Source organism: Cupriavidus sp. FW306-1B-F12B (assembly GCF_058781795.1).
Map to the genome: position 1 here is coordinate 97,344 of NZ_JBYSXC010000016.1, position 12,336 is coordinate 109,679.

The 12,336-nt window shown below is 63.6% G+C and carries 17 protein-coding genes; 2 read left to right on the forward strand and 15 right to left on the reverse strand.

All coding sequences use genetic code 11. The features are described from left to right. Window position 1 precedes the first annotated feature (1 nt). Window positions 2–619, reverse strand: coding sequence for a ubiquinol-cytochrome c reductase iron-sulfur subunit (gene petA, locus AC3WLE_RS24260; protein ID WP_492320404.1), 618 nt, complete (start codon window positions 617–619; stop codon window positions 2–4). 214 nt (window positions 620–833) lie between these two features. On the opposite strand from petA, the gene mscL reads away from it, so the two are divergent. Next, a complete protein-coding gene (mscL, locus tag AC3WLE_RS24265) occupies window positions 834–1,259 on the forward strand; it encodes a large conductance mechanosensitive channel protein MscL (protein ID WP_010812315.1) in 426 nt (141 codons plus the stop codon). Between the two features lie 72 nt (window positions 1,260–1,331). Here the strand turns inward: mscL and AC3WLE_RS24270 are convergent, their stop codons facing one another. Next, window positions 1,332–2,078: a Nif3-like dinuclear metal center hexameric protein gene (locus tag AC3WLE_RS24270; RefSeq protein ID WP_013958190.1), complete on the reverse strand. Its 747-nt coding sequence runs from the start codon at window positions 2,076–2,078 to the stop codon at window positions 1,332–1,334. A 20-nt stretch (window positions 2,079–2,098) separates the two neighbouring features. Between AC3WLE_RS24270 and AC3WLE_RS24275 the strand changes: the two genes are divergently transcribed. Next, window positions 2,099–3,292: a Do family serine endopeptidase gene (locus AC3WLE_RS24275; protein WP_492320405.1), complete on the forward strand. Its 1,194-nt coding sequence runs from the start codon at window positions 2,099–2,101 to the stop codon at window positions 3,290–3,292. A gap of 453 nt (window positions 3,293–3,745) precedes the next feature. On the opposite strand, the gene AC3WLE_RS24280 is transcribed toward AC3WLE_RS24275, so the two are convergent. From AC3WLE_RS24280 to hisB, 13 genes are all read right to left on the reverse strand, one after another. Continuing rightward, window positions 3,746–4,846, reverse strand: a complete 1,101-nt coding sequence (locus tag AC3WLE_RS24280; protein ID WP_492320406.1) for a porin — start codon at window positions 4,844–4,846, stop codon at window positions 3,746–3,748. 242 nt (window positions 4,847–5,088) lie between these two features. Continuing rightward, a complete protein-coding gene (gene tatC / locus AC3WLE_RS24285; RefSeq protein ID WP_035826013.1) occupies window positions 5,089–5,886 on the reverse strand; it encodes a twin-arginine translocase subunit TatC in 798 nt (265 codons plus the stop codon). Between the two features lie 140 nt (window positions 5,887–6,026). After that, on the reverse strand, window positions 6,027–6,539 hold the full coding sequence (gene tatB / locus AC3WLE_RS24290) for a Sec-independent protein translocase protein TatB (protein WP_492320407.1): 513 nt from the start codon (window positions 6,537–6,539) through the stop codon (window positions 6,027–6,029). Window positions 6,540–6,634: 95 nt separating this feature from the next. After that, window positions 6,635–6,868 carry a Sec-independent protein translocase subunit TatA gene (tatA, locus tag AC3WLE_RS24295; RefSeq protein ID WP_010812321.1) on the reverse strand — a complete coding sequence of 78 codons (234 nt, stop codon included), beginning with the start codon at window positions 6,866–6,868 and terminating at the stop codon, window positions 6,635–6,637. 149 nt (window positions 6,869–7,017) lie between these two features. Then, window positions 7,018–7,374, reverse strand: coding sequence for a histidine triad nucleotide-binding protein (locus tag AC3WLE_RS24300; protein WP_492320408.1), 357 nt, complete (start codon window positions 7,372–7,374; stop codon window positions 7,018–7,020). Between the two features lie 64 nt (window positions 7,375–7,438). Next, a complete protein-coding gene (locus AC3WLE_RS24305) occupies window positions 7,439–7,828 on the reverse strand; it encodes a DUF4870 family protein (protein ID WP_492357209.1) in 390 nt (129 codons plus the stop codon). 60 nt (window positions 7,829–7,888) lie between these two features. Next, window positions 7,889–8,260, reverse strand: coding sequence for a phosphoribosyl-ATP diphosphatase (locus AC3WLE_RS24310; protein ID WP_492352798.1), 372 nt, complete (start codon window positions 8,258–8,260; stop codon window positions 7,889–7,891). Next, a complete protein-coding gene (gene hisI, locus AC3WLE_RS24315; protein WP_010812325.1) occupies window positions 8,257–8,661 on the reverse strand; it encodes a phosphoribosyl-AMP cyclohydrolase in 405 nt (134 codons plus the stop codon). Before hisI ends, AC3WLE_RS24310 begins: the two co-directional genes overlap by 4 nt. 2 nt (window positions 8,662–8,663) lie before the next feature. After that, the gene (gene hisF, locus AC3WLE_RS24320; protein ID WP_492320410.1) at window positions 8,664–9,434 is read right to left on the reverse strand and encodes an imidazole glycerol phosphate synthase subunit HisF; all 771 of its coding nucleotides are present in this window, start codon (window positions 9,432–9,434) and stop codon (window positions 8,664–8,666) included. Between the two features lie 60 nt (window positions 9,435–9,494). Then, window positions 9,495–10,241, reverse strand: coding sequence for a 1-(5-phosphoribosyl)-5-[(5-phosphoribosylamino)methylideneamino]imidazole-4-carboxamide isomerase (hisA, locus tag AC3WLE_RS24325; protein WP_427311601.1), 747 nt, complete (start codon window positions 10,239–10,241; stop codon window positions 9,495–9,497). 139 nt (window positions 10,242–10,380) lie between these two features. Next, entirely contained in the window at window positions 10,381–11,034 is a 654-nt protein-coding gene (gene hisH, locus AC3WLE_RS24330) for an imidazole glycerol phosphate synthase subunit HisH (protein WP_035813874.1), read from the reverse strand. After that, complete coding sequence (locus tag AC3WLE_RS24335; RefSeq protein WP_010812329.1) at window positions 11,031–11,654, reverse strand: YchE family NAAT transporter; 624 nt, start codon at window positions 11,652–11,654, stop codon at window positions 11,031–11,033. Before AC3WLE_RS24335 ends, hisH begins: the two co-directional genes overlap by 4 nt. A 92-nt stretch (window positions 11,655–11,746) precedes the next feature. Further along, window positions 11,747–12,334: an imidazoleglycerol-phosphate dehydratase HisB gene (hisB, locus tag AC3WLE_RS24340; protein ID WP_013958203.1), complete on the reverse strand. Its 588-nt coding sequence runs from the start codon at window positions 12,332–12,334 to the stop codon at window positions 11,747–11,749. Between the last annotated feature and the right edge of the window lie 2 nt (window positions 12,335–12,336).

A 12,336-nucleotide genomic window follows, 5' to 3' on the forward strand; every position in this document is an offset into this window, starting at 1 on the left:
ATCAGGCTTCTCCTTTCTCGTCCTTGCCGATCACGATCTTGCTGTCGGTCAGGAACTGGTAGGGGGGAACATCGAGATTCTGCGGAGCCGGCTTGTTCTTGAAGACGCGCCCGGCGAGGTCGAAGGTCGACCCGTGGCAGGGGCAAAGGAAACCGGGATCGGAGCCGAGCTGGGAATTGGCACCGGCGGCGAAGGGGCCCGACGGCGAGCAGCCCAGGTGGGAACAGATACCCACCACGACCAGGACGTCCTTGTGGTCTGCGCGCGAACGGGTTTCGTTCTTGCAGTACTCAGGCGTCTGCATGGTGAATGCCACATCGGAATTGGGATCGGCCACCTCGCCGTCCGTCTTCTTCAGCGACGCCAGTTGTTCGTCCGTGCGCCGCATGATCCAGACCGGCTTGCCGCGCCATTCGACAGTCATCATCTCGCCTGGCTTCAGCGCGCCAATATCCGCCTCGACTGGAGCACCCGCGGCTTTGGCCTTCTCCGATGGTGCAAAAGTACTGACGAAAGGAACCGCTACCGCTACGCCTCCGACGCCGCCAGCGACGGATGTCGCGATCAACCAATTGCGGCGACCCTTATCCACGCTCTTCACGTCTTGCTGGTCACTCATTCCAAACCCCAGGGGAAGTCAATTTAGATTTTGCGTCAACCATAAAGTGTACCTTAGACACCAGCGCACTAGATAGGCAGAAAATGCCACGGCCATGCGCGATTATCGGACGTGCAACCCGGAAAGCGGCTTCGGTGCTTGCTTTCCGGTGAGTGATGCGGCAGGCTTCGAGCTTGAAACCGTTCATCGCTAGCGACAAGAAGGAGAACCCCCCATGGGCATGATCTCGGAATTCAGAACCTTCGCCGTACGCGGCAACGTCATCGACCTCGCGGTCGGTGTGATCATCGGCGCGGCTTTCGGCAAGATCGTGGATTCAGTGGTCAACGACCTGATCATGCCGTTGGTAGGCCGCGTGATCGGCAAGCTGGACTTCTCCAGCATGTTCATCGTGCTGGCGGATCCCCCACCCGGAACACCCACTACGCTCGATGCCTTGAAGAAGGCCGGCGTGCCCGTGTTTGCCTACGGCAATTTCCTGACCATCGTTGTCAACTTTCTGATCCTGGCCTTCATCATCTTCCTGATGGTGCGTGCCTTTAACAGGATGCGCGCCGCGGAACCGGAAGCAGCGCCCGCCGCACCGCCCGAGGAAGTCGTGCTGCTGCGTGAAATCCGGGACAGCCTGAAGACCCGCTGATTGGTGCGCCGTCTGCGCGCCGACCCCGGAAGATAAAACGGCCCCGATGGGGCCGTTTTGTTTTTCGTCAGATCAGACGGGATTAGGAATATCGATAAACGTATGGCGCAGGCCAAAGCGTTCGGCCACATGCTCGCCCAGCGAGCGGATGCCGTAGCGCTCGGTGGCGTGATGGCCGGCGGCAAGGTAAGCCACGCCGCTTTCGCGCGCCAGGTGCGTGGTCTGCTCCGAGACTTCGCCGCTCAGGTAGGCATCGACACCCGCGGCCACCGCGGCATCGAAATAACCTTGCGCCCCACCCGTGCACCAGCCGACGGTGCGGATCATCTGGTCCGGCTCACCGATGGCCAGCGGCTCGCGCCCCAGCACGCCACCAACATGCGCGGCCAGCGCAGAGAGCGGCATCGGCGCAGGCAGCGTGCCGGTCCAGCCGAGCTGGTCGTCGCTGAAGCGGCCGGTCGGGGTGAAGCCGAGCTGCAGGCCGAGCTGGGCGTTGTTGCCGAACTCCGGGTGGTTATCCAGGGGCAGGTGGAAGGCGAACAGGTTGACGTCCGCGCCAAGCAGGCGCTTCAGACGCGCGTGCTTCTGCCCGACCACGCGAGCATCTTCGTTTTTCCAGAAGTAGCCGTGATGGACGAGGATGGCGTCGGCCCCCGCTTCGATCGCGGCATCGACCAATGCCAGGCTTGCAGTCACTCCTGTCACGACGTGTGTGACCTCTGAGCGACCTTGCACTTGCAGCCCGTTGGGACAATAGTCCTTGTAGCGGGAAACTTCCAACAGGTCATTCAAGTACAATTCAAGCTCTTTTGTTTTCATTTTCTGCTCAAAACTCCAATATGTTGCGGCGCTTTTGGCTGTTCTTTGCCCAGGCTGTCACCGTCGTGCTGGCGGTCTGGTTCGTCGTGGCAACGCTCAAGCCTGATTGGCTGCAGAGGGGGCGCGTCGCGGTCCAGTCCGGTTCGCCCATCGTGGCGCTCAAGGAAGTCGTGCCCAACGTGTCCGGTCCTGCGGCCGAAGGGTCTTACAGCGAAGCCGCCCAGATGGCCATGCCGGCCGTCGTCAATATCTTTACCAGCAAGAACGGCAACAAGCGCTCGCCCAACCCGCAGGCCGAGGATCCGTGGTTCCGCTTCTTCTTTGGCGACCGCCTGCCTGAGCGGCAGGAGCCGGTCTCCAGCCTGGGGTCCGGCGTCATTGTCAGCGCCGAGGGTTACATTCTAACCAACCACCACGTGGTCGACGGCGCCGATGAAATCGAGATCGCGCTGACCGACGGCCGCAAAGCCAACGCCAAGGTGGTAGGCTCCGACCCGGAAACCGACCTGGCCGTGCTGAAAGTGACGCTCAAGGACCTGCCCGCGATCACGCTGGGCCGGCTCGAGAACGTAAAGGTAGGCGACGTGGTGCTGGCCATCGGCAACCCGTTCGGCGTCGGCCAGACGGTGACGATGGGCATTGTGTCGGCGCTGGGCCGCAGCCACTTGGGCATCAATACCTTCGAGAACTTCATCCAGACCGACGCGGCCATCAACCCGGGCAACTCCGGCGGCGCGCTGGTGGATGCGCAGGGCAACCTGCTGGGCATCAACACGGCGATCTACTCGCGTTCGGGCGGCTCGCTGGGGATCGGCTTTGCGATTCCGGTGTCGACCGCCAAGCAGGTGATGGAATCGATCATTTCCACCGGCAGCGTGACGCGTGGCTGGATCGGGGTCGAGCCGCAGGACATGACGCCCGAGATCGCCGAATCGTTCGGCCTCGATGCCAAGGAAGGCGCACTGATCGCCGCGGTGGTCCAGGGTGGGCCGGCCGACAAGGCGGGCGTGAAGCCCGGCGATGTGCTGACCAAGGTGGATGGCTTGTCGATCACGGACACGACCGCGCTGCTCAACGCGATTGCCCAGCTCAAGCCGGGCGTGGACATCAAGATGACCGTGATCCGCCGCGGCAAGCCAACGGACCTGACGGTGACCATCGGCAAACGGCCTCCGCCGCCGCGCCGCTCGCTGCCGTTTGAAGAGGAAGAGTGAGGCCGGGCACGACGACACGGCCCTGAAGAAGAAGCCCCGCCTTGGATGGCGGGGTTTTTTTATGCCTGGCGCAGTTGCTGCCCTTGGCATCGAGGCAACGATCACGGAATGCCGCGCCGCGCTGCCGGATCGCGGCGGTGGAACCAGGGGTCGTCACTGGTAGGCGCAACTCACGCCCGGGGGCGTGATCGACGTGCATACCGGTCACGATCGGCACGAGCAACGCCGCGCCCGATCCACATCGCCGCGAAGCAGAATGCCGGCACACCGCGCTGCGCCCACGCCACCCGTTCTCCGGCCGGCTATCCAGGCACGGCATGGCTGGCACAGCACAATAGCAGCGCAACAGCCTGTACCAGCACTTGGTGCCGCACAAGACAAAAGGCCGGCATCCTTACGGATGCCGGCCTTTTGGTTCAAGCCAATCCTAAGCGAGCTTACGCCCGCGTCAGATTAGAACTTGTGGCGCAGACCAACCACAGCACCGAACTGATCCTTGTTCGCCTGAACGTTGGTGGTGGTGGCGGTGTTGAAACCGTTCACGCCCAGGGCCGAGCCCTTGTCGTTCAGGGTGTACGACAGCGAGGTGTACACGTCGGTACGCTTCGACAGCGCGTAGTCGGCCGTGATCACGAACTGCCACGGATCCGCTTCGCTCTTGCGGAAGTCTTGGTAGTAAGCAGCGCCCGACAGCGAGAACGCCGGGGTCAGCTGGTAACCCAGACCCAGCCAGTACAGGTTCGAAGCCGTCGACGTGGTCAGGATACCGTTGTCAACCGTCGTGCCGCCAGGCAGCGCAGCGCCGTCGAAGGCCTTGGCCCAGCGATAGCCGGCATAGACCTTGGCCGGACCGAAGGCGTAGTTGGCGCCAACGGTAGCGCGGCGAGTGCGCTGGCCGCTTTGGTCAACGCCACCAGCCGACACGGTGCCGTGGATTTCGTCATAAGCAGCACCAACTGCGAACGGGCCAGCTGCGTAGCTCACCAGGGCGCCGTACTGTTGGCCGCGGCGGAATGCGCCGGCGACTTCCTGGCCGTTGTTGTTGAAGCTGTAGAAGGCCGAAGCGGTCAGGCCACCGAACTTGCCGATGTACTTGACGGTGTTATCAGCGCGCGCAGCGAATTGAGCGTCTTGCGACAGGATGCCGTAGCGCGACGAAATGGCCATCGGGTCGAACTGCAGACCGAAGTCATAGAACGACGTTTGCTGACGGCCCAGCAGCAGCGAGCCGAATTGGCTTTGCAGACCGACGTAGGCTTGACGACCGAACAGACGACCACCTTGAGCCGACGTGCCGTTGTCCAGGTCGAAACCGCTTTCCAGCACGAACACGCCCTTCAGGCCGCCGCCCAGGTCTTCCACGCCACGCAGGCCCCAGCGCGAACCGGACTGGTTACCCGACGACATGCGGAACAGGTCGTCGCCAGCGGCGTTGGCGTTGTTGACGTACTCGAGGCCGACGTCAGCCACGCCGTACAGGGTCACGCTCGATTGGGCATACGCGCCACCAGCGGCCAGAGCGGCGACGGCAGCAGCAAACAGTTTCATCTTCATATCGACACTTTCCTTGTCAACTGATTGGGAAATCTTGGTTGCCCAAGTACTTGGGCGACGCATTTACATTCACGTCTGCTGCGTATTATGTGCCAGCCCCCCCGGCCGTCAGAAGGCTTTTTCGGCGTAAACCATGCTTACTGGCGGTTTTTGTTGTGGGGGAGCAACAGGAATGGATGGGGAAATCCCCGTTTTGGTGCAAAACGGGGCTAGGCAGGCCTGAAAGGCCTACCTCAGCCGAATTAGTCGGGCTGCGTTTCCCCTGAAGCAGCCGCTTCAGGGGACGGACGGCCGACAAAACGCGCCAGCAGCAGTCCCAGTTCATAAAGCGCCACCAGCGGCACGGCCAGCAGCAGCTGCGACAGCACATCGGGAGGGGTCACGATGGCCGCGATGATGAAGGCCCCCACGATCACATAGGGGCGGATCTGCTTGAGCTTTTCCAGCTCCACCACGCCAAAGCGCACCAGCACGATCACCACCACCGGCACCTCGAAGGTGATGCCGAAGGCCAGGAAAGTGGTCATGGCAAAGCTGAGGTATTTGTCGATGTCAGTCGACATCTCCGCCCCCAGCGGGGCGTTGTAGTGCGCCATGAAATGGAACACCGTGGGGAACACCAGGAAATACGCGAACGCCACGCCGCACAGGAACAGGAAATAGCTGCTCGATACCAGCGGCAGGATCAGGCGCTTCTCATGCTGGTACAGGCCGGGCGCGACAAACTGCCAGACCTGGTACAGCACCCACGGCAGCGCGATCAGGAAGGCCACCAGCAAGGTGACTTTCATCGGCACGAAGAACGAGCCGGTGACATCGGTCACGATCATCTTGCCGCCCTTGGGCAGCGACTCCATCAGCGGCGCGGCAAACAGGTTGAAAATCACCGGGGCCCAGTAGACCAGGCTGACGAAGACCAGGATGATGCCGGCCACCGCCTTGACCAGGCGTTGGCGCAGTTCGACCAGGTGGGAAATAAAGGTTTCCTGCTGCGACTCGTCTTGCGGGTCTTGGGGATCTGGGGACCGGGTGTCGCTCATGGCGTGAACCGCTCAGCCGCGGGGGCTGGCAAGGTGGATCGATGGGGCCGCAACGCGGCGGCGCGCGAATGCAACCAGGACTGCGGCCACGACGGCAGCGGCCGGAACGACGGCCGGCAAGGTGTTGCCGCGGCGCATGCTCACTCGAAGAAGGATCGGGATGGCCGGGTGACCGGCCGGTGGCGCTTGACGCGCGCCGCGCCCGACTGCACCCAGACGCGGACATTGTGCTGGCGCTTGAACCAGAGCGGGCGGGCGCCCTGCTTGACGCGCCAGCTCTTGCGCCCGTTGTGCGCCTTGTGGGCCGCATCCCAGCTTGGCACGAAGCCGCCACCGGCGTCGGCGCTACTGCCGCCGCTGGTTCCCTCGGCACCGCCCAGGGCTTCGTTCAGCGCCTGGGTCTGCTCGCTGACTTCCTTGTGAATGGTGCGCTCGACATCGCGCGCGGCGTCCTCGAATTCCGTGCGCATCTTGCGCAGTTCTTCCAGTTCAACCTCGCGGCTGACTTCGGCCTTGACGTCGTTGATGTAGCGCTGCGCCCGGCCGACCAGCGCGCCCACAGTGCGCGCAACCTTGGGCAGCCGTTCGGGACCGATCACGATCAGTGCCACGGCGCCGATCAGCGCCAGCTTGGAAATGCCGAGATCAATCATGCGGACACATCATGCGGACAACATGCGGAAAAGCGCAGGCGCGGGACGACACGCAGGCAGCGAGGTTTGCGTAGAAGGGATGACACACCGCCGGATTACTGCTGGCGGGTCTTTTCCTTGGCTTCGACGTCGATGGTGGTGGAGTCGCGCAGTTCCTTGGACTGGGCGGGATCGGCGGCAGCCTTGCCCTCGCCGTCCTTCATGCCATCCTTGAAGCCCTTGACCGCGCCGCCCAGGTCCTGGCCGATATTGCGCAGTTTCTTGGTGCCGAACACGAGCATGACGATCACCAGCACGATCAGCCAGTGCCAAATGCTAAACGAACCCATTTCTTGCTCCTGATGAAGCCGCGGGCGTAATCAGATATGCCCGGACCCGTTGTTCCGTCCCGTTATGGCCGCGCCGGGCGACGGTTGCCGGCGCAGCTTCTGCCCCGAGGCGTTAACGCCGCGGGCGCTCCCATGCCAAGGCTGCCCGGTCAGGGCAGCGGTCCTTTCCACTCGTGGCGCGGCCCACCCAGCACATGCAGGTGCAGGTGGTAGACCTCTTGCCCACCGTCCGGGCCGGTATTGATCACCGTCCGGAAACCGTTGGCACAACCTGCCGCGCGCGCCAGTTCAGGCACCTTCAGCATCATTCTAGCAAGCACCGCCCCTTCGCCGGCGCCGCAATCGGCCAGCGAGTCGACATGCAACCTGGGAACGACCAGAAAGTGTACCGGGGCCTTGGGATGGATATCGTGGAAGGCCACCATGTCGTCGTCTTCGTAGACCTTGCGCGACGGTAGCTGGCCGGCCACGATCTTGCAGAAGATGCAATTATCCTGAGCGTTCATGAAGATTTCATTGCGACGGCCGCGGCACCCGCTGTCAGCTTCGTGCGCCCCGGCCTGCCCGGCATCAGAACTGCTGATCCGGGTACATCGGCTTGCTGTCATTCAGGTACAGCCAGCCCTTGACGATACGATACAGCATCCACAGCGACAGCACGCCCCAGACGGCAAAGGCCAGCGGCATCAGCACGACTGTCGCGAACAGCACCCCGCCAAGCACGCCCCACACTACTGACCACCAGAACGAACGGATCTGCCAGGCGAAGTGCGAGACATACAGCGAGCCGCGAGCGTCGTCGCGCTTGACGTAGTTGATCACGATTGCAATCAGCGCGGTGATGCCGCCGGTCAGCCAGAAGATCGCATACAGGGCATACAGGATGTGCAGCAGCTTGCGCAGGCTGCTCAACTGTTCGCCGCTGGGGGTGGTGACTTGCCCGGTGTAGTCGTTCGCCATAATCGCCCTTTTATTAAGAGCCTGCCTTGGGCAGGCGGAAGACCAGCCTGCGCGGGCCACCTAGTCCTTGCGCCGGGCCTTTTCCTCGAGGCCGGACAGCCCTTCGCGCCGCGCGAGCTCGTTGACCACATCCGCAGGGGTCAGGCCGAAGTTGGCCAGCAATACCATGCAATGGAACCACAGGTCGGCCACTTCGTAGACCACCTTGCCGGCCTCGGCGCCAGTCTGCCCGGCGGCGCGCGCGTCCTTGGCGGCCATCACGGTCTCGGTGGCTTCCTCGCCGATCTTCTTCAGGATGGCGTCGTCGCCCTTGCTGAACAGGCGCGCCACATAGGACTTGTCAGGGTCGCCGCCGTTGGCGGGCTTGCGCGATTCCAGCACTTCGGCCAGGCGCGCCAGGACATCGTTGCTGCTGAGTTGGGTGTCGCTCATGGCTTGGTGTAGATCTGGGCAGGGTCCTTCAGCACCGGCTCGACCGTCTGCCAGTCGCCGGCCTCCACATCACCCTCGAACTTCTGGAAGAAGCAGGAATGGCGCCCGGTATGGCAGGCGATATTGTCGATCTGGGTCACCTTTAGCAGGACCACGTCTTCATCGCAGTCCAGGCGGATCTCATGCACCTTCTGCACGTGGCCGGACTCTTCGCCCTTGTGCCACAGGCGCTTGCGCGAGCGCGACCAGAACACGGCCTCGCCCAGCTCCACGGTGCGCTGCAGCGCGTCGCGGTTCATGAACGCGAACATCAGCACGTCGTTCGAGCCGACTTCCTGCACGATCACCGGCACCAGGCCGTTATCGTCCCATTTGACCTTGTTGAGCCACTTCTTTGCCATGATCAGATCCGCACGGGAATGCCCTCGCGGGCCATGAATGCCTTGGCTTCGCCCACGGTGTGTTGCCCGTAGTGGAAGATGCTGGCGGCCAGCACCGCGTCGGCGCGGCCCTGGGTGATGCCGTCGGCCAGGTCCTGCAGGCCGCCGACGCCGCCCGAGGCGATCACCGGCACAGGTACCGCGTCGCTGACGGCGCGGGTCAGTTCCAGGTCGAAACCGCTCTTGGTGCCGTCGCGGTCCATGCTGGTCAGCAGGATCTCGCCGGCGCCGCGCGCGGCCATCTCTCGCGCCCATTCGACCGCGTCCAGCCCGGTGGCCTTGCGCCCGCCATGGGTGAAGACTTCCCAGCGCGGCGCTTCGCCCGGGGCGGAGCTGCGCTTGGCGTCGATCGCCACCACGATGCACTGCGAGCCGTACCTGGCGGTGGCGTCCGAGACCAGTTGCGGATTGGCGATGGCCGACGAGTTGACGCTGATCTTGTCCGCGCCGGCATTGAGCAGGCGCCGCACGTCTTCGACCGTGCGCACGCCGCCGCCCACCGTCAGCGGGATAAAGACCTGCGAAGCCACAGCCTCGATGATGTGCAGCATCAGGTCACGCCCGTCGCTGGTCGCGGTGATGTCCAGGAATGTGATTTCATCGGCGCCCTGCTCATCATAGCGGCGCGCGATTTCCACGGGATCGCCCGCGTCGCGCAGCTCGACAAAGTTGACGCCCTTGACCACCCGCCCGTTGGTCACGTCCAGGCAGGGGATGATACGTTTGGCTAGCATGAGATTCCTTGTCCGCCGCCAGCTCCAGTCTGGCGGCGGCTGCGCCCGCGGCGCGTTGCCTTATTGCCCGTCGCGCAGCTTGTCCGCCAGCGCCTGCGCGGCGGCAAAGTTGAGATCCCCGGAGTAGATCGCGCGGCCGCAAATGACGCCTTCGACACCTTCGCCCTCGACCGCGCAGAGGTTGTCGATGTCGGCCAGGTTGGACAGCCCGCCGCTGGCGATCACCGGGATCGACATCGATTGCGCCAGCTTGACGGTGGCATCGATATTGATCCCCTGCAGCATGCCGTCGCGGCCAATATCGGTGTAGATGATCGCCTCGACGCCGTAGTCTTCATACTTGCGTGCCAGGTCCGCCACCTCGTGGCCGGTCAGCTTGCTCCAGCCGTCGGTCGCCACCTTGCCGTCCTTGGCATCCAGGCCGACGATGATATGGCCGCCGAAGGCCGAGCAGGCGTCCTTCAGGAAGCCGGGGTTTTTCACCGCGGCGGTGCCGATGATGACGTACGACAGCCCGTCATCCAGCCAGCGTTCGATGGTGTTCAGGTCGCGGATGCCGCCCCCCAGCTGCACCGGGATCTCGTCGCCGACCTCGGCGATGATGGCCTTGATGGCCTCCTCGTTGCGGGGCTTGCCCACGAACGCGCCATTCAGGTCCACCAGGTGCAGGCGGCGGGCGCCCTGCTCCACCCAGTGGCGTGCCATGGCGGCGGGATCTTCGGAAAAGACGGTGGCCTGGTCCATGTCGCCTTGTTTGAGGCGTACACACTGACCGTCCTTCAGGTCGATGGCCGGAATGAGCAACATATGCGTGACGAGCGTGGTTGAGTGATAGAGATTGAGCGAGACCGGCGCTGCCGGTCAGGTCGGGTCGATAGTCGATCGGAAACAGGTCGGGTGACGGGTCGAGTTAGCGGTCGATGATCGGCAAAAAAAACGAATCGGGTCAGGGATTCCAGTGGACGAAGTTCCGGTACAGCTGCAGGCCCAGGGCCGCGCTCTTCTCGGGGTGGAACTGCGTCGCGAAAATATTATCGCGCGCTACCGCGCTGGTAAATACGACTCCGTATTCCGTTTCACCGGCAACATGGGCCGGGTCCTGCGCCTGCACATAGTAACTGTGGACGAAATAGAACCAGCTGTCGTCCGGGATACCGTCCCACAGCGGGTGAGGCCTGGCCTGGCGCACCCGGTTCCAACCCATCTGCGGCACCTTGTAGCGCGAGCCGTCGGGCTGCGTCATGCCGTCCAGCGCAAAGCGCACCACCTGGCCGGGCATCAGGCCCAGCGCCGGCGTACGGTCCGCGCCGGCCCGGCTTTCGGTGCTGAACTCGAACAGCATCTGCTCGCCCACGCACACACCCAGCATCGGCTTGCTGGCGGCGGCCTGCACCACCGCCTCCTGCAGCCCGGACGCGCCCAGCGCCGACATGCAGTCGGGCATCGCGCCCTGGCCGGGCAGCACCACGCGGTCGGCCGAGCGGATGCCTTCGGGGGCATCCACCACACGCACGTCCGCTTCCGGCGCCGCGGCACGCAGCGCCTGCGCCACCGAGCGCAGGTTGCCCATGCCGTAATCCACAATTGCTATGGTAGTCATGATTTCAAAACAGGCAACAATGTCTTCAGCCCGTCCACAATGAATTCCACGGCCAGCGCCGACAGGATCAGCCCCATCAGGCGCGTGCCGATATTGATGCCGGTGCGGCCGATGACCCGGGCGATCGGGTCGGCCGCGCGGAACACCAGGTACACCACCGCACCGATCACCACGCCAAGGCCGACCAGGATCAGCAACTGGTACCAGTGCTGGGTCTTGCCGGCATAGACGATCACCGTGCTGATCGAGCCCGGCCCGGTCAGCAGCGGCAGCGCCAGCGGCACCACCGCGATGCTGGACTTTACCTCGGCCTCGTCCTCTTCTTCCGGCGTGGCCTTGGTGCGGCTGGTCTGCGCGTTCAGCATGTTCATGGCCATCATGATCATGATGAGCCCGCCACCCACCTGCAGCGACGCCACCGAGATATTGAAGAACTCGATGATCTGCTGCCCCAGCAAGGCCGACACCGCCACCACGATCGCCACCGAAACCGATGCGATCTTGATGGTACGCAGCTTTTCCGCTTCCGTCTGCAGGCTGGTCAGGCTGATGAAGAACGGGATCGCCCCGATCGGGTTGATCAGCGCCAGCAGCGAAATAAACGACTTGAGCGTATCCATCGGTTGCGGGTCGCCAGCATCGCTGGCCAGGTTCAGGCTTGGAAGGTCAGCGGGCGCCGCAACCAGCCGGCACGCCTACCGTGGTGGAAAGGTCAGAGCGTACCCTTGGTCGACGGGATCGTGTTCGCCGCGCGCGGGTCCAGCTCCACCGCCATGCGCAGTGCCCGGCCAAAGGCCTTGAACACGGTTTCGCACTGATGGTGGGCATTGATGCCGCGCAGGTTGTCGATATGCAGGGTCACGCCCGCATGGTTGACGAAGCCGCGGAAGAATTCGATGGTCAGGTCCACGTCGAAGCTGCCCACGCGCGCACGCGTGAACGGCACGTGGAATTCCAGGCCGGGGCGGCCGGAGAAATCGATCACCACGCGCGACAGGCATTCGTCCAGCGGCACGTAGCTGTGGCCGTAGCGGGTGATGCCTTTCTTGTCGCCGATGGCCTTTGCCACCGCCTGGCCGAGCGTGATGCCCACGTCTTCCACCGTATGGTGGTCGTCGATATGCGTGTCGCCGGTGGCTTCGACCTCCAGGTCGAACATGCCATGCCGGGCGATCTGGTCCAGCATGTGGTCAAGGAACGGCACGCCGGACGCCAGTTTCTGGCGGCCGCTGCCGTCGAGATTCAGGGAAACGCGAATTTGCGTTTCCGAAGTATTGCGGGTGACCTCTGCAACACGCATGG